Raw genomic sequence first — 16,314 nt, 5'->3', positions numbered from 1 at the left:
TAGCTGCAGCACCGCTTTATCGAAAACGAGGAAAACAGCAGATTAATCTTTAACCTGGATTAACAATTGGCTGTAAGTAGTTAAGTAACATCTTAGGTAATTGCTGCACGAATTGCATCTGTGTCATTGAGCAAGCGATTGCTGGTGTCAGGTTTGGATACAGAATTTTATCAAGCAGGCCATTGATCATCATATATATCGCCATATCTGCAGCTTGCTGCTTTATTGATGTAATATTAGCAGCCTCGTTGCTATCAACAGATTGTAATAGCAAATGAGACAAGCGGCTATACGCTTCATTTCTGTCTAAAGTAGGATTTGCAAACATGGTGTCAGGATGTAACCGCGCATTTAGGTGAATGGTCCTAAATACACTTTTTCTATCGTCAAGGAATGTATAAGTGGACTCGCATAGTGATATCACTCGCTCCTCGAGCGTGTCGCACTCAATTGCTTCCATTTCCTCAATCCACTGCCCAAGCTCTTTCCCAAATGCATCATATAGAAGTGGTAGTAATGCTTCTTTGTTCTCAAATCGACGATAAAACGTCCCTACCGACACCCCCGCGCCTTCAGCTAATTCTTTAATACTGATATGTTCAAAGTACTTAACCTTTAATGCATCTTGTAAAGACTGCAGAAATTTATCATGAGTCACTTGGCTACGTTTTTGTTTTGGGCGTAAATCTATGGCTGACATGCATTTTTCCAGTTCGAAATCAGGGAGGAAACCAAGGTAACAATTCCAGTGTATTGTCACCTTAAGCATCATACAATTTCTACTGGCTAAACTCTAATTCAACAGGTCATTTACTGCGCTGTTAAGTTAATGTAACCCTACTATCGCTTTATTATCAGCAACGATTTTTTTAGTGTCATAGCCAATGCCATTTTTAAATACCACTGGCATGTCTTGAATTCGACTAATATCAACACTCAAATCACCATTTATTAATACGAGATCAGCATTCTTACCGACCTCAACTGAGCCAATAGTTTGCTGCTTATTAAGATAGTTTGCTGCATTCAAGGTGGCGATTTTAATCACTTCTTCTACACTAAAGCCTGCTTCATAAAGTAGCTCAATCATACGTTGATTTGAAAATCCAGCAACGACCCCGCCATAGCCGGTAGGGTCCGTTCCGGCCATCAACAAGCCGCCAGCTGCAACAAACTTCTTTTCTAATTGCATCATTTTATTAAACACGACTGGCCAAGTAGCGTCTTCTTGCTGAGAAATAGTGAGCCAACGATTTTGATACTGCTCTCTAACTTGTGGAATGAGCGCTTCTAATGCTAAAGGGTAAGCTTGTGGTCGCCCTTTTGTGAACGTTTCATAAATAGTTAGCGTAGAAGTAATAGCGACTTTCTTTTCGACTAAATAGGCAATGAGATCATTGACCTCAGGTGAATCAATATCTAAATCAACTAATGACTGATGTGCCCCTTCTGGGCACATATCTTTCTGTTTGTCTTTAACAAAATCAGTTGCGGCAAAGAAACCATGTTCAAGGTTATCGATTCCCATCTCAGCGGCTTCTCGATAAGTTATAGAGCAAAGATGTGCTGTCACTTTATGATCCCGCAAATGCGCTTGCTCTATGACTGTTTCAAGCTCTTTTGTACGAATATTAATATAGGCTTTATATGACGTTACCCCTTCAGAAACCCAGTAATCTATCATCGCCTTAGCATTTTCTGCATCCCGCAGCGCTTTGAGTTTTAGAATTGGCAGCCCAGGACCATTTAAATACGGTGCAGTAACATCCATAGCAGGCCCAATAGTATCACCTGAGTTAATGGCATCTCTTACATTTAAATCCCCATAAGGTGAAGTGGTGCCAGCAGTCCTTACCGTGGTTGCACCGCCAGCTAGGTATAGTTTGGGAAAGCTATGGAGCATTTCGGTGTAATGGGCTTTTCCGGTGGGATAAAACATATGCTCATGCATCATTATCAGGCCTGGAATTAAGGTTTTCCCCTTACCATCGATGATAGTGACGTCCTCTGCAATCGTTGTCGAAGCAGAAGCCATTATCGTTTTAATTTTCCCAGCCTCAATAACAACAGTTTGCGCTTCCTTAATTTTATTGCCAGTGCCATCGATGATATTGACATTGGTAATTGCAATTTTAGGTTGATCATAAGATATATAACCACTCGCCACAGCACTTAAAGAAATACTGTAAAGCAGCATACCTAGTGTGCAAAACAATTTAGATTGATTCATCCTTAACCTTATTCAAATATATTTTGAACAAGATGATATAGTGCAAACAGATTTATGTAAATCTAGATTCACATTAAGGGTGATTTTTAATGTTATTTTGCAGCAATACATTCAATTTCAATGCTGGCACCAAGAGCGAGACCTTTGACTGCCATAGTACTTCTTGCGGGATAAGGGGAACTAAAATGCTGCTTATATACCTGATTAAATGCTGAGAAATCTTCAATATCCGTAAGCATCACAGTGCACTTAACCACATCTTTCATTTCATAACCCATTCGACCTAAAGACCCTTTAATGCCTAATAATGTCGATTGAGTTTCCGCAACGATGCCACCTTTAACTAAGGTCTTAGTCTCAGGGTTAAATCCTATTTGACCAGATAAATAGACAGTCCCGCCGACTTTCACCCCTTCAGAAAATGGCAAGGTCATGTCACCTTGCTGGGTATTTAAAAAACTAACTTCACCCTCTGAATAGCTACCAAGATTTACTGGCAGCACTTTCTGTTCAGAACTCTGCACAGCATTAACATAAAAACTCGCTAAAATAGATAAACTGACCATCAATTTCATTGTCATCCCTTAATATTATGGTGTTGTTGAAAATGTGCTTATGCCATGTAAAGTATTCAACCAAGGTTGTGCTGAACGATGCCAGATTTGCATAACCGGCGTTAATTCATTTCTTTGATCCACAACGCCTAAACGAATTCCATACACCCTCGACTTATCACCAACGGAAGTGGCGTACATTGCTGAGCCACATTGCTGACAAAAACCTTGGGCTCGTTGATTGCCACTTTCGGCAATTTTGATGTATTCCTTTGGCGTGCCTTTGATAAAATTCATACCGTCAACTTCTGACATCACTACCGTCCTAAAAGCACTAGCCGATAGTAATTGGCAATCAGTGCAATGACAGATGACAACTTTTTCTGGTAAAACCTTGGCAGTAAAAACTAACTCACCACAATGGCAATGTCCGGTGATGTTCATATAGTCCTCTAGATAAAATGGTGCCAACTTAATTTGCGAACTTAGGTTCACAAATAAGGTAGTTACATCGATCCAACATTGCAACTTAATATCGTGTCAATGGATAAATAAGTAAATTGCTTGGAGATAAATAGAATAACCAACTTAAAAATAACGATCGAAGGGGTTATGAATGAAGGGGGACTATGAATTAAGGCGGTTTTGAATGAAGGCGGTTATGAATAATGACGTAAAGAATAGTAAAAAAATTCCAAAAAAAAGCAACGACTATGAAAACACATACACCGTTGCTCAATGAAACTGTCCTATTGAATAACGATAGGACGTTGCCAGTACCTGAAACTAGTTTAGTGCCCTTCAGACACCATGTTGACAGTGTACTTAGGGATATCAATCACTAAATCACAATCAACCACTTTAGCCTGGCAAGAAAGACGGCTTTCAGGCTCTAAGCCCCATGCTTTATCTAGCATGTCATCTTCTAACTCATCACTTTCTTCAAGTTGGTCGAAGCCTTCACGCACAATACAGTGACAAGTAGTACATGCATTCGACTTTTCACATGCATGCTCAATGTGGATGCCATTTTTTAGCGCGACGTCTAAAATGGTTTCACCGACTTCGGCTTCAACAACTGCGCCATCTGGACACAGCTCTTCATGTGGTAAAAAAACTAACTGTGGCATTTCATCACCTATATATTTTCAACAGACTGACCTTTCAGTGCTGCTCGAATTGAATTATCCATACGACGATTAGCAAACTCTTGAGTTTGTGCATCTAATGCTTCAATCGCTTTTTCAATGGCGTCAGTATCATCACCTTGAGCAGTCAATTGTAACTGTTCAATTGCAGCGTTGATATCAGCAAGTTCTTGTGGGTTTAATAAATCAGCATCTTTAGCAAGTGCTGCACTTAAGGTTTCAACAACTCTTGAAGCCTCAACTTGCTGCTCAGCTAACATGCGACGAGTAATATCATCTTTCGCATGCTTCATTGAGTCTTTTAGCATTGTAGCAATTTCAGTATCAGATAAACCGAATGACGGTTTAACCTGAATCGTTGTTTTCACTTCAGTGGACTTTTCCATTGCTGTCACACTCAGTAACCCATCCGCATCGACCTGGAATGTGACTCGAATGTGCGCTGCGCCAGCCGCTAATGCAGGAATACCATTTAAGGTAAAGCGAGCTAATGAACGACAATCATCAACTAGCTCACGTTCGCCCTGCACTACATGAAATGCCATTGCCGTTTGGCCATCTTTAAATGTTGTGAACTCTTGCGCACGGGCCACTGGAATTGTGGTATTGCGCGTCACCACTTTTTCAATTAAGCCACCCATGGTTTCAATACCAAGGGACAGTGGAATAACATCCAATAATAATAAATCTGACTCAGGCTTATTACCTACCAAAATATCAGCTTGGATTGCCGCGCCAATGGCAACGACACGATCAGGGTCAATTGACGTTAGTGGAGTCTTTTTAAAGAAGGTTTCTACTTGCTCACGCACTAATGGTACACGAGTCGAACCACCGACCATGACTGTCTCAATGATGTCATCTGCAGTCACTTCGGCATCACGTAATGTACGGCGACAACTTGCAATCGTCTTTTTAACAAGCGATGCAATTAACGATTCAAATTCAGCTTTCGATACTTCCGCATTAACTGTATCGCCATTTTCTAGCGTAACAGATGCAATACAAGTATCTGCATTGGTTAACTGCTCTTTGACACGACGAGACTCAATTAAAAGCTGACGAGACAAAGAAGCTGAAAGCTCAGTCAGTCCAAAAGCTCGTTGTAAGTGCGCTTGCAACAGGTGGTCAAAATCATCACCGCCTAGCGCAGAGTCGCCACCTGTGGCTAATACTTCAAATACACCACGATTCAGACGTAAAATTGAAATATCAAATGTACCGCCACCTAAATCATAGATAGCAATCACACCTTCTTGTTTGGTGTCTAAGCCATAAGCAATCGCTGCTGCAGTAGGCTCATTCAATAAGCGTAATACTTTTACACCCAAAAGCTCTGCTGCATCTTTAGTACCTTGACGCTGAGCGTCATCAAAATAAGCTGGTACGGTAATGACAACCCCTTCTAAATCTCCGCCTAATGTTTTTTCAGCGCGGCTAATAAGAGGTTTAAGTATTTCAGCGGAAACTTGCACAGGGTTAACAGCGCCCTGAGCAGTATTAAAAATAGGTAGACCATTATCACTAGCAGTCAGCGAATATGGGAGTTGTTGCTCGCCAGATTGAATATCAGCAAGACTGCGTCCCATAAAGCGTTTAACAGAAACGATGGTATTTTGCGGATCTTTTACAGATAGTGCTTGGGCTGCTAAACCTGTTTCGATGCTGTCGACACTATAATGTACAACTGAAGGTAAAGAATGTTGATTACTGTCATCAGGTAAAGTCAGTGCTTCACCACTTCTGACAGCCGCAACTAATGAATTTGTTGTACCTAGATCGATACCCACAGCAAGGCGGTGCTGATGAGGCGCGGCGCTTTGACCGGGCTCAGCGATTTGAAAGAGGGCCATAGTATTCCAATTATTTATTAGTCTGGACTCAATTAGAGACAATTTAAAGGCGCTGTTATATTAACAGCGCGAAATTAATCTAATAATGAATCTTCGACTCTTGCGAGTTCATCCTGCAATTTTGCCATAAATTTTAGCTTTCTTATTTGATCCGCTGCAGATAAATTATTTTCATCTGATTCGGTTGCTAATAATGTGGCAAGTAATTGCGAAAGTGTCTTTTCAAAGCCAGCAAATGACTGATATAAATCATCGATTAATTCATCAGCTTGTTGACTATCTTTAATATCTTCTAGGGATTCACGCCATTCCATTTGCTGCATCAAAAAAGCAGTATCTTTGACTGTCGTCGTTTCATGGCTTATATCAATGCCACGTAAACTTAACATGTGCTCTGCACGTCTTAATGGATTTTTTAGCGTTTGATAACCGTCATTTACCTGCGCAGTGCGTTGCACAGACAACAACTTTTGTTGTTCTGACTCGTTAGCAAATTTATCGGGATGAACCGCCCTTTGCAGCTCGCGGTAGCGCTCTGCAAGGTTGGCGGTGTCGATATCAAAGGAAGGTGTTATTTGAAATAATTCAAAGTAATTCATTGGCAGATATCATGCTCTTAGTTGGTAAATTAGAGTGAAGCTTCACAATTAAACAGTAAAGCTTTCACCACAACCACATTCACCTTTGGCATTAGGGTTGTTAAATTGAAAACCTTCATTAAGGCCTTCTTTAACAAAATCTAATTCAATGCCTTGAAGATAGATAAAGCTTTTAGCATCAATGATGATATTAACGCCTTCAATCTCAAAAACGTCATCATCATCATTTGCTTCATCAACAAACTCAAGCACGTAAGCCATACCAGAACAGCCAGATGTTCTTAACCCTAGGCGTAAACCCAAGCCTTTTCCTCGATTAACTAGGAAAGATTTCACTCGTTCAGCCGCAGCTGGGGTCATTGTTATTGCCATCTTAACTCCGGTATTACTTGTCTTGCTTTGATTTGTACTCATCTAATGCTGCTTTAATAGCGTCTTCGGCTAAAATAGAGCAATGGATTTTAACTGGTGGTAATGCAAGCTCTTCAGCAATGTCAGCATTCTTAATCGTCGCTGCTTCATCTACACTTTTACCTTTAACCCACTCTGTTACCAGTGAGCTAGAAGCGATTGCGCTGCCACAACCATAAGTTTTGAATTTAGCATCTTCAATGATACCGTCTTCGCCAATTTTTAGTTGAAGCTTCATCACGTCACCACATGCTGGTGCGCCAACCATACCTGTTACCACTGAAGGGTCATTCTTATCAAATGAACCTACGTTACGTGGATTTTCATAATGTTCGATTACTTTTTCGCTGTAAGCCATAACAATTCTGCTCCGTTTATCGCTATCGATAATAATGTATTAGTGATGTGCCCACTGAACTTGGTCCAGATCGATACCATCTTTGAACATCTCCCAAAGTGGAGACATTTCACGTAACTTACCGATAGAATCATCAATTACTTTAATTGCATGCTCGATATCTTCATCAGTGGTAAAACGACCAATTGAGAAGCGAATTGAGCTGTGTGCCATTTCATCATTTAAGCCTAATGCACGAAGTACATAGCTAGGCTCTAAACTTGCAGAAGTACAAGCTGAACCTGATGATACGGCTAAATCTTTAAGGGCCATCATTAATGACTCACCTTCAACAAAATTGAAGCTCACATTAAAGATACCGCAGTAGCGTTGTTCCATATCGCCATTGATATAGGTTTCTTCGATATGCTTAATGCCAGCCCATAATTTGTCACGTAGACGAAGTATGCGAGCATTATCTTCAATCATATCTTGCTTAGCGATAGCAGCGGCTTCGCCTAGGCCAACAATTTGATGAGTTGCTAATGTACCACTACGCATACCACGTTCATGGCCACCACCATGCATTTGCGACTCTAAACGAATACGAGGTTTACGACGCACGTATAATGCACCAATCCCTTTTGGTCCATACATTTTATGGCCAGAGATAGAAATCAGATCAACTTTAGTGGTTTTCACGTCAATCGGTAATTTACCTGCACTTTGTGCAGCATCCATATGGAAGAAAATACCTTTTGAGCGACATAACTCACCAATTGCATTAATGTCTTGAATAACACCAATTTCATTGTTCACATGCATGATGCTCACTAAAATTGTGTCATCGCGCATTGCACCTTCAATCACTGATAATGGAATAAGTCCATTGTCACTTGGTTCAAGGTAAGTCACTTCAAAGCCTTCACGCTCTAATTGGCGACAAGCATCAAGTGTGGCTTTATGTTCTGTCTTGCTCGTGATGACATGCTTGCCTTTCTTGTTATAGAAATGCGCAATACCTTTAATAGCAAGGTTGCTTGATTCAGTCGCACCCGATGTGAATACGATTTCGCGGTGATCCGCGTTGATTAAATCAGCCACTTGATTACGAGCAATATCAACTGCTTCTTCGGCTTGCCAACCATAACGGTGAGAACGAGATGCAGGGTTACCAAACACACCGTCCATTGTCATAAATTGGACCATTTTGTCGGCAACACGTTTGTCGACTGGGGTTGTTGCGGCATAATCTAAATAGATAGGAAGCTTCATCATACACTCCGTACTGAGCAGCCATCTTTGTGACCACTTACAACGTACATATAATTGTTATCGATACAACTACATAAAATTACAATGTAACTCTATGCTCATTCTGCATTTCGTCTTGCTTTAACGAGATAAATTGAACATCTCTTTTATCCATTAATCCAGCAAGCGTAATGCCATCTAAAAATTCTGAAATTTGTTTACTTAAATCTCCCCATAATGAATGGGTGAGACAACGGGAGCCACTTTGGCAATTCCCTTTTCCCTGACAACGAGTCGCATCAACTGACTCGTCTACAGCATGCACGACCATGCCAACAGAGATGTCATTCGCTTCTTGTCCAAGACGATATCCGCCTCCAGGACCACGAACACTAGATACAAGACCATGTTTACGAAGCTTAGCGAAGAGTTGCTCAAGATAGGAAAGCGATATTCCCTGTCTTTCAGAGATATCCGCTAAGGGAACTGGCCCGGTGGCTGAGTGAATAGCAACGTCCAGCATAGCTGTCACTGCGTAGCGACCTTTTGATGTCAGTTTCATAACGTTATTTGCTCCCATATACTATAGGGCAATTTCACCATACCCGAGTAAATTAGTCAAGTATTTAACCTAGTAAATCACTCAAGTATTATCTCTCGTTCGCTGCTAACAATTTAGGTCTACAATTTTGCACAGGTATTTAACCTTTTTATACAACAAGATTCAATGCTAGTACGGCATTAATTGAGCGAATATGTGATAAAACTGCAGTAAGTCAAAAAAAACAGGTTAATGTGAAAAGCTCACGACTCAAAAATAAAAAAGTCGATACCTTTAAGTGGGTATCGACTGGATATTTTTCAAGTCTAATGATTAAATTATCGGATCAAACTTATCAATTTCTTGAATTCGCTTTTCTGCAGCTTCTTGCTCTGCTTCATTAAAGTCACCCACATTCAACTCTGGTAACTTTTCAGTGCAAACTTCACCGCCCATAGTTTGTACAGCTTGACAAATCTCTTGCACTTTAGAATCCATCAAATGCATATGATCAAGCATTTGACCAATCGCACTGGCAACTGGATCTGGATTATCAGGAGATACTGCATAAGCATCAAACCCATATTTCTTCGCCATCGCACTGCGACGTTCAGTTTGTTCTTTCGATTGCGCCGAAGGCTTAGCAACTACCCTTGCAGGAATACCCACAACAGTCGTTTCTTTGGCGACATCTTTAACTACAACAGAATTTGAACCGACTCTAGCACCGTCATGCATGGTGATTGGGCCAAGAATTTGAGCGCCTGCACCAATAACCACATTATTTTCTAATGTTGGGTGACGCTTACCTGCTTGCCATGTTGTGCCACCTAAGGTCACGCCGTGGTAAAGAGTACAATCATCACCAATTTCAGCAGTTTCACCAATAACAATGCCCATGCCATGGTCGATAAAAAATCGGCGACCTATTGTAGCCCCAGGGTGGATCTCAACCCCAGTGAACCAACGAGAAAAAGTAGACAAACATCGCGCTAACAGATGCCATTTAGCATTCCAAAGCTTATTACTGATGCGATGAATCCAAATCGCATGCATGCCTGGATAATTGACTAAAATCTCAAAGCTATTATTCGCCGCTGGATCTCGGTGATAAATAGATTCAATATCTTCCTTTATTCGCGCTATCACGCCCATGTCACAGTCCTTCTTTCTACCACTATAAAATTATGACTTTTTTACTAAAAAATAAGTTATGACTCTTTATCGTTGCTGCTTTCTTCTTTCGGCATTTTTTTATCTATTGAGGTCAAAATACCTCGAAGAATATTCATTTCAGCCGTTTCAACACGAGCACGGCTAAATAAGCGTTTAAGCTTGGTCATGATCTGACCTGGGTGATTTTTAATAATGAAATTTGTCTTAGTTAGTGTCGACTCAAGATGAACATAAAAGCGTTGTAAGTCTTCTGAGAGTGGGTATTCTTCTTCAAAAGTCGCCTTTTCATCTAATGCTAAATGCGCCATACGAGTTTCATAACAAATGATCTGCACCGCTTGCGCTAAATTAAGCGAGCTATATTCAGGGTTTGCAGGTATAGACACGTGATATGTACACTCTTGCAGCTCTTCATTACTTAAACCGTGGTTTTCACGACCAAATACAATAGCTACAGGCCCTTTAATACTTTCCAGAGCCAACTTTTCGCCCGCTTCTTTCGGGACTAAGATAGGCCAATCTAGTGTTCTGCTACGTGCACTCGTTGCAATCACTAAGCTACAGCCAGCAATCGCTTCTGAAAGTGAGTCAACAATCGTCACGTCTCTAATCAAATCGGCTGCACCTGCAGCGAGTGCAATAGACTGTCCATCAGGCTGCACTCTAGGTTCAGCAAGGTATAAGTTTGATAAGCCCATGGTTTTCATGGCTCTAGCGGTAGAACCGATATTTCCGGGATGCGATGTCCCAACTAAAACAACACGTATATTACTCAGCATGAAACTACTTTAATCGTCTAAAAATCTATTTGCGGATAGTAACACAAGCTGCAAATAATTCCTTATATGAAAATCTGCATTTGATAAACCTGTCAAAATGCGTATAATTACGCGGCTGATTTATTCGTTCTTTAACATCCAGGGGATTGCTATGCATCCGATGCTGACTATTGCCACGCGCGCTGCACGCGCTGCGGGCCAAACTATTATGCGCGCCTATACTGAACTCGACAAAGTTGAAGTTGATTCAAAAGGTCTAAATGACTTTGTTACAAGTGTAGACAAGGAAGCAGAAGCTACCATTACATACCAAATTCGTAAATCTTACCCAGATCATACGATTGTTGGCGAAGAAGACGGTGAGAACCGTGGTTCAAATAAAGATTATGTATGGATAGTCGATCCTTTGGATGGGACCAACAATTTCGTTCGTGGTATCCCTCATTTCGCAGTATCTATCGCAGTTCAATATAAAGGCAAAATTGAAGTTGCCGTTATTTACGATCCTGTTCGTGAAGAATTATTCTCTGCTGTTCGCGGTCAAGGTGCTAAAGTAAATGACTTCCGCCTACGTGTAACTGGTGTAAATGAACTCGCTCATACCATGATTGGTACTGGTTTCCCGTTCAAATCTCGTCAACACACTGAAACTTACATGAACATCTTAGGTGAAGTATTCCCTGTATGTGCTGACATACGTCGCGCAGGTTCAGCGGCACTTGACTTAGCTTATGTTGCTGCAGGCCGTTTAGACGGTTTCTTCGAAATCGGTCTTAAGCCTTGGGATATCGCAGCAGGCGACTTAATCTGTCGTGAAGCAGGCGGTACCGTAACAGATTTCACTGGTAACCATAATTACCTAACTTCAGGTAACGTTGTTGCAGGTTCGCCTAAAGTGACTTCAGAATTAGTTAAAATTATGCGTCCTTTACTCAATGATGGCCTTAAGCGCTAATCATTAATCTGACCAATAACGGTTAGAACAATTAAAACCGCCTGACTTAAACGTCATTGGCGGTTTTTTTATGCCTGAAATTCCTAAACCGTCTATTAAGGCGCTAGAAAGTGATGATATTAGAATAAATTTATAATTTTTGACCTAGATCACTCAGTAAAACACGACCTAGCAGAATATACTGAATTATCAATTAAATTAATAATAAGAGATGTAATAATCATGCCGCTTCCAATACTCCGTCAAATAGGTGTTAAAAGCCTAAAAAGCGTCGAACATGTCGTTTTATTCATTATTTCTCTTGCGACGGTCTTCGCCATTGGCGAGGAAGTGTTGCACATGTTTCACATCAAAACGGTAGAACTTGCTGATCTGCTATTACTGTTTATTTATCTCGAAGTCTTAGCCATGGTGGTCAATTACCTTGAGTCAGGTAAATTGCCCATCCGTATGCCTTTATATATCGCGATTGTGGCACTCGCCCGTTACTTAATTCTTGATATGAAGGATATGGATGATTGGCGCATACTGGCTATATCACTATCAACAATCGTGCTAGCAGCAACGGTCATTGTCATTCGATGGGGCCAACTAAAACTCCCATATCCAAAAAATAAAGATATGGAACATTAAAAATTGATGAGTAACTATTCTTAAGAATTGATATTTTAATTTGAATAATTAAGCGATAAGTGACTAACTTATCGCTTTTTTTATAGATGTTGATTAGTATGAATTAGCGGATAAATTATGCTCATTAATAAAAGTAAATACGGAGTAAGGCGGTTATGTCTAACGAACCCACAGGATTTGAAGAAAAAAGAAACTCATTACGAGTGGATATGGAAGCCGAGCGCATTTTATTGCATTGGATAGATTCATCTGGCGAGTCTTGTGAAGATTATGGTGTATGTATTGATTTGGCGCGCAAAGGTATCCTGATTGACTATAAGAGTGCGTTCAATCTTGGAGATTTAGTCGCTATCACTTTTAATCACAATACTGAAAAACAAAACACGATTAAAGGACAAGTCTGCCGCTGTACCGAAGCTAAGCCGCAAAGCTTTCATATTGCCTTACAGCTTGTTTAATACCGTATAAATTCTCACACAGTAAACGTATTTAATGGATAGCAGACTTGAATAGAAATTGATTTCAAAACTTATGATTTAATGAGTTATTTTGAACTATGATTAATTTAAGGTGGTAGAAATCTCATAAAATAAGGTTGCGCTATGATAATACTGGTCGGTGGTGAAAAAGGTGGCAGTGGTAAAAGTTGTTTAGCTCAAAACCTTGCTGTATATGTTACCGAAACCTTCAAAGCCAATGTATTAATGGTGGACTGCGATCCACAACGCACCACATCTGATTGGATCCAAGCGCGCAATAACCAAACCGACTTAAAGCCAATAAACTGTATTCAGCTCTACGGTAAAATTCGTAATGACCTATTAAGTTTGGGTGAGCGCTTTGACTATGTCATTGTTGATTGTGGTGGTCAGGATAACTTAGCGATGCGCGCAGCGATGTCAGTTGCCAGTTACGTTGTTATTCCATTAAGACCAAAACGCCGCGACTTAAAAACACTCCCCCACATGGAAGATATGCTCAGTACCTGTAAAATGGTGAATCCAAAAATGGTGGCTACTGTGGTTATCAGTCAATGCCCAGCCCTTCCCTCGCAATTTAAACGCATACTTGAAGCCAAAGATGTCGTCAAATCGTTTGGACTCACCGCTTTGAATGCTGTCACTTTTAATCGCAATATTTATGATGACAGTGAAGAAAGTGGTTCATCAGTACTAGAAATAGATCCTCAAGGTAAAGCCGCCCAAGAAATCACAAATATTGCTGAAGAGTTATTTGCGATACCGCCCGATGACAGTTTTGAATTTTAAACTCAAATTCATACTCGCTTATTAGCAATAACGGCAATCAGTAACGCCAAAATGTGATCATGACTCATAAATGAACTAAAAATCGTTGCCCATTTCAGCTTGGTGCGCCAAGATCACAGCAGCATTTAACCGTGCACTAAATTACCCTTCGCTGAGATAACAGCTCTTTATCCAATAGGTTAACCTCTATGGCACTAATCCTCCTCTTAACCCAACAGATGTGCCTTTACCTCGTCATCGTTTATCTGTTCAGCAAAACGCCCTTATTCAAAATGTTTGCCGAAACATCAACTCGCTTGCCTCATAAGGTTTTCATTTATGTGGTTTTTTCAGGTTTTTGTATTATGGCAACCTACTTTGGTGAACAAACCACAGGCGCCATTGCTAATACCCGAGCAATGGGAGCTGTACTTGGCGGATTGTTAGGTGGGCCAGTAACAGGATTCTTTATCGGATTAACGGGAGGGTTACACCGCTACAGTTTAGGTGGGTTTACTGATTTAGCTTGCGCCATTTCAACCACCCTAGAGGGCCTATCGGCGGGCATGGTCAGTTATTACCTCAAACGCAGCGGTAATCTAGAACTGATTTTTAATCCTTTACTGGTATTTTTAGTGACTTTTTGCGCCGAGTTAATGCAGATGAGCATCATCTTGCTAGTAGCAAAACCATTTGATCATTCCTTTGAATTAGTTTCAGAAATCGCTATGCCGATGCTATTGGTCAACGCCATTGGCGCTGCATTGTTTATGAGCATGATTCTGGATCAAAAAACCATGTTCGATAAACTTTCTTCCGCCTTCTCGACTAAAGCCCTCAAAATTGCAGAACGCAGTGTCGGGCTACTTTCCAAAGGGTTCAATCAACAATCCACCAGCAAAGTAGCGCAAATTATTATCGAAGAAACCCAGGTGGGCGCTGTGGCAATTACTGACAGAGAAAAGTTATTAGCTTTTATTGGTATAGGTGATGATCATCATATTCCAAATACACCTATTTCGTCGCAAATTACCTTAGATGCCATTGCTCAAAATAAAGTTATGTTTGCTGATGGCGTGGAAAGCAGTTATTGCTGCTCCATAGACCATAAGAACTGCCGCTTAGGTTCTAGTTTAGTGATACCGCTCCGCAGCGATAATGAAGTTATCGGTACGATTAAATTGTATGAGCCAAAAAACAAATTATTCCTCAATATCAATCGTACTTTAGGTGAAGGAATAGCTAAGTTACTTTCAAACCAAATATTATTTGGACGATATGAGCAACAGCAAAACTTGCTCACTCAATCAGAGCTTAAATTATTGCAAGCACAGGTTAATCCACACTTTTTATTTAATGCGTTAAACACTATCAGTGCTATTATCAAACGCGATCCACAAATGGCAAAGCAGCTACTTCAGCAACTGTCACAATTTTTACGCATCAATTTAAAGCGCACCACAGGCCTTGTGAGCCTTAGTGATGAACTTGAACATATTGACGCTTATTTAGCGATTGAACGAGCAAGGTTTATCGATAAGTTACAATTAGATATCGATATACCAGCTAGCTTACATCACTACCGTCTGCCTGCATTTACGTTACAACCCATCATTGAAAACGCAGTTAAGCACGGCACCTCACATTTAATTGAGCAAGGTATTATTTCTGTCACAGCATACGTCACTGACGATGAGTTAGTATTGAAAGTCACCGACAATGCCGGATTATATAACCCGCCTGAACGCTCGGAAGGTTTAGGAATGAACATAGTGCATAAGCGTATTCAAAACCAATTTGGCGAACAATATGGCGTTAAAGTGGATTGTAAGCAGGATAAAGTTACCTGTGTTTCGATTCACCTCCCTTACTCTGGAGATAAACCATGATTAGCTGTTTAATCATTGACGATGAACCCTTTGCTCGGCAGCAATTAGCTGACCTGCTAGCAACTGAAACTGACTTCAACATTATAGAAGAATGCAGTAATGCCATTGACGGACTCCACGCCATTAATAAACATCAGCCACAAGTAATATTTCTCGATATTCAAATGCCGAGAATTACCGGTATTGAGCTGGTTGGGATGTTAAATCCACAGAAGATGCCCAGAGTGGTATTTGTCACAGCTTTTGATGAGTATGCGGTAAAGGCATTTGATAACAATGCCTTTGATTACTTACTTAAGCCAATCGAAGAAAATCGATTCAAAAGAACAATTGATAAAGTCAGAAACGATTTAGCTCCACAAGCAATTGAAACTATTGCTCCAGAGCAAATTGAGCATTTACCTTGTTATTGTGGCAATAAATTAAAAGTGGTGGCGACAGAAGATGTTGAATACATTTTTAGTGATGTAGGCGGAATACATGTTAATGCGACTAACAGCTATTGCCATACCCAACTCACACTAAAAGTTTTAGAGGAAAAAACCCCTCTCGTGCGCTGTCATAAGTAATATCTACTTGCACCTCGTGCGATTTCAGAAATTGAATTGCTCGACACAGGCGCTGAAGTGACCACCCATAGTGGTAAAAAAGTACCCGTTTCTCGTCGCTACCTTAAGCAGTTAAAACAAGTCTTAGGCTTTCAGTAGC

General features: G+C 40.5%; 18 protein-coding genes and 1 pseudogene. 6 read left to right on the top strand and 13 right to left on the bottom strand.

The annotated features are described in order from the left end of the window. Positions 1-49 precede the first annotated feature (49 nt). The 13 genes from L2737_RS03405 to trmJ form a co-directional block, all read right to left on the bottom strand. Positions 50-700 carry a TetR/AcrR family transcriptional regulator gene (locus tag L2737_RS03405; RefSeq protein WP_248954779.1) on the bottom strand — a complete coding sequence of 217 codons (651 nt, stop codon included), beginning with the start codon at positions 698-700 and terminating at the stop codon, positions 50-52. 126 nt (positions 701-826) lie between these two features. Further along, entirely contained in the window at positions 827-2,230 is a 1,404-nt protein-coding gene (locus L2737_RS03400; protein ID WP_248954778.1) for an amidohydrolase family protein, read from the bottom strand. 92 nt (positions 2,231-2,322) lie between these two features. Further along, positions 2,323-2,805: a Rid family detoxifying hydrolase gene (locus L2737_RS03395; RefSeq protein ID WP_248954777.1), complete on the bottom strand. Its 483-nt coding sequence runs from the start codon at positions 2,803-2,805 to the stop codon at positions 2,323-2,325. A gap of 15 nt (positions 2,806-2,820) precedes the next feature. Continuing rightward, positions 2,821-3,228 carry a GFA family protein gene (locus L2737_RS03390; protein WP_248954776.1) on the bottom strand — a complete coding sequence of 136 codons (408 nt, stop codon included), beginning with the start codon at positions 3,226-3,228 and terminating at the stop codon, positions 2,821-2,823. Between the two features lie 347 nt (positions 3,229-3,575). Then, the gene (gene fdx, locus L2737_RS03385; RefSeq protein WP_102526364.1) at positions 3,576-3,914 is read right to left on the bottom strand and encodes an ISC system 2Fe-2S type ferredoxin; all 339 of its coding nucleotides are present in this window, start codon (positions 3,912-3,914) and stop codon (positions 3,576-3,578) included. 8 nt (positions 3,915-3,922) lie between these two features. Beyond that, a complete protein-coding gene (gene hscA, locus L2737_RS03380) occupies positions 3,923-5,785 on the bottom strand; it encodes a Fe-S protein assembly chaperone HscA (protein WP_102526363.1) in 1,863 nt (620 codons plus the stop codon). A 74-nt stretch (positions 5,786-5,859) separates the two neighbouring features. Next, positions 5,860-6,384, bottom strand: coding sequence for a co-chaperone HscB (hscB, locus tag L2737_RS03375; RefSeq protein WP_102526362.1), 525 nt, complete (start codon positions 6,382-6,384; stop codon positions 5,860-5,862). 48 nt (positions 6,385-6,432) lie between these two features. Continuing rightward, the gene (gene iscA, locus L2737_RS03370; protein WP_102526361.1) at positions 6,433-6,756 is read right to left on the bottom strand and encodes an iron-sulfur cluster assembly protein IscA; all 324 of its coding nucleotides are present in this window, start codon (positions 6,754-6,756) and stop codon (positions 6,433-6,435) included. 13 nt (positions 6,757-6,769) lie between these two features. Beyond that, a complete protein-coding gene (gene iscU / locus L2737_RS03365) occupies positions 6,770-7,153 on the bottom strand; it encodes a Fe-S cluster assembly scaffold IscU (protein ID WP_102526360.1) in 384 nt (127 codons plus the stop codon). Between the two features lie 39 nt (positions 7,154-7,192). Next, positions 7,193-8,407 carry an IscS subfamily cysteine desulfurase gene (locus L2737_RS03360; RefSeq protein ID WP_102526359.1) on the bottom strand — a complete coding sequence of 405 codons (1,215 nt, stop codon included), beginning with the start codon at positions 8,405-8,407 and terminating at the stop codon, positions 7,193-7,195. Positions 8,408-8,486: 79 nt separating this feature from the next. Beyond that, positions 8,487-8,948, bottom strand: a complete 462-nt coding sequence (iscR, locus tag L2737_RS03355; RefSeq protein ID WP_055024669.1) for a Fe-S cluster assembly transcriptional regulator IscR — start codon at positions 8,946-8,948, stop codon at positions 8,487-8,489. A 312-nt stretch (positions 8,949-9,260) separates the two neighbouring features. Continuing rightward, positions 9,261-10,082 carry a serine O-acetyltransferase gene (gene cysE / locus L2737_RS03350; protein WP_248954775.1) on the bottom strand — a complete coding sequence of 274 codons (822 nt, stop codon included), beginning with the start codon at positions 10,080-10,082 and terminating at the stop codon, positions 9,261-9,263. Positions 10,083-10,138: 56 nt separating this feature from the next. Next, positions 10,139-10,882 carry a tRNA (cytosine(32)/uridine(32)-2'-O)-methyltransferase TrmJ gene (trmJ, locus tag L2737_RS03345; RefSeq protein WP_248954774.1) on the bottom strand — a complete coding sequence of 248 codons (744 nt, stop codon included), beginning with the start codon at positions 10,880-10,882 and terminating at the stop codon, positions 10,139-10,141. Positions 10,883-11,033: 151 nt separating this feature from the next. Between trmJ and suhB the strand changes: the two genes are divergently transcribed. The 6 genes and pseudogenes from suhB to btsR all read left to right on the top strand — a co-directional run bounded on the left by suhB (position 11,034) and on the right by btsR (position 16,313). Next, positions 11,034-11,837, top strand: coding sequence for an inositol-1-monophosphatase (gene suhB / locus L2737_RS03340; protein ID WP_229368835.1), 804 nt, complete (start codon positions 11,034-11,036; stop codon positions 11,835-11,837). Positions 11,838-12,059: 222 nt separating this feature from the next. Continuing rightward, complete coding sequence (locus tag L2737_RS03335; protein WP_102526355.1) at positions 12,060-12,470, top strand: phosphate-starvation-inducible protein PsiE; 411 nt, start codon at positions 12,060-12,062, stop codon at positions 12,468-12,470. A 155-nt stretch (positions 12,471-12,625) separates the two neighbouring features. Further along, positions 12,626-12,928: a PilZ domain-containing protein gene (locus L2737_RS03330; RefSeq protein ID WP_248954773.1), complete on the top strand. Its 303-nt coding sequence runs from the start codon at positions 12,626-12,628 to the stop codon at positions 12,926-12,928. A gap of 144 nt (positions 12,929-13,072) precedes the next feature. Beyond that, positions 13,073-13,738, top strand: coding sequence for an AAA family ATPase (locus L2737_RS03325; protein ID WP_102526353.1), 666 nt, complete (start codon positions 13,073-13,075; stop codon positions 13,736-13,738). Positions 13,739-13,926: 188 nt separating this feature from the next. After that, positions 13,927-15,606 (top strand): sensor histidine kinase, encoded by a 1,680-nt coding sequence (locus L2737_RS03320; RefSeq protein ID WP_248954772.1) that lies wholly within the window; start codon positions 13,927-13,929, stop codon positions 15,604-15,606. Further along, positions 15,603-16,313 (top strand): annotated as a pseudogene (gene btsR / locus L2737_RS03315) (two-component system response regulator BtsR). The gene L2737_RS03320 and the pseudogene btsR overlap by 4 nt, the downstream one beginning before the upstream one ends. The last annotated feature ends 1 nt before the right edge of the window (position 16,314 follow it).

This window comes from Shewanella electrodiphila (genome assembly GCF_023283985.1).
GTDB lineage: Bacteria > Pseudomonadota > Gammaproteobacteria > Enterobacterales > Shewanellaceae > Shewanella > Shewanella electrodiphila.
This window is presented reverse-complemented; position numbering and strand designations above follow the sequence as displayed.

Coding starts and splice junctions, on each gene's coding strand:
- L2737_RS03405 (WP_248954779.1), bottom strand. CDS start 700: ATGTCAGCCATAGATTTACGCCCAAAACAAAAACGTAGCCAAGTGACT.
- L2737_RS03400 (WP_248954778.1), bottom strand. CDS start 2,230: ATGAATCAATCTAAATTGTTTTGCACACTAGGTATGCTGCTTTACAGT.
- L2737_RS03395 (WP_248954777.1), bottom strand. CDS start 2,805: ATGAAATTGATGGTCAGTTTATCTATTTTAGCGAGTTTTTATGTTAAT.
- L2737_RS03390 (WP_248954776.1), bottom strand. CDS start 3,228: ATGAACATCACCGGACATTGCCATTGTGGTGAGTTAGTTTTTACTGCC.
- fdx (WP_102526364.1), bottom strand. CDS start 3,914: ATGCCACAGTTAGTTTTTTTACCACATGAAGAGCTGTGTCCAGATGGC.
- hscA (WP_102526363.1), bottom strand. CDS start 5,785: ATGGCCCTCTTTCAAATCGCTGAGCCCGGTCAAAGCGCCGCGCCTCAT.
- hscB (WP_102526362.1), bottom strand. CDS start 6,384: ATGAATTACTTTGAATTATTTCAAATAACACCTTCCTTTGATATCGAC.
- iscA (WP_102526361.1), bottom strand. CDS start 6,756: ATGGCAATAACAATGACCCCAGCTGCGGCTGAACGAGTGAAATCTTTC.
- iscU (WP_102526360.1), bottom strand. CDS start 7,153: ATGGCTTACAGCGAAAAAGTAATCGAACATTATGAAAATCCACGTAAC.
- L2737_RS03360 (WP_102526359.1), bottom strand. CDS start 8,407: ATGAAGCTTCCTATCTATTTAGATTATGCCGCAACAACCCCAGTCGAC.
- iscR (WP_055024669.1), bottom strand. CDS start 8,948: ATGAAACTGACATCAAAAGGTCGCTACGCAGTGACAGCTATGCTGGAC.
- cysE (WP_248954775.1), bottom strand. CDS start 10,082: ATGGGCGTGATAGCGCGAATAAAGGAAGATATTGAATCTATTTATCAC.
- trmJ (WP_248954774.1), bottom strand. CDS start 10,882: ATGCTGAGTAATATACGTGTTGTTTTAGTTGGGACATCGCATCCCGGA.
- suhB (WP_229368835.1), top strand. CDS start 11,034: ATGCATCCGATGCTGACTATTGCCACGCGCGCTGCACGCGCTGCGGGC.
- L2737_RS03335 (WP_102526355.1), top strand. CDS start 12,060: ATGCCGCTTCCAATACTCCGTCAAATAGGTGTTAAAAGCCTAAAAAGC.
- L2737_RS03330 (WP_248954773.1), top strand. CDS start 12,626: ATGTCTAACGAACCCACAGGATTTGAAGAAAAAAGAAACTCATTACGA.
- L2737_RS03325 (WP_102526353.1), top strand. CDS start 13,073: ATGATAATACTGGTCGGTGGTGAAAAAGGTGGCAGTGGTAAAAGTTGT.
- L2737_RS03320 (WP_248954772.1), top strand. CDS start 13,927: ATGGCACTAATCCTCCTCTTAACCCAACAGATGTGCCTTTACCTCGTC.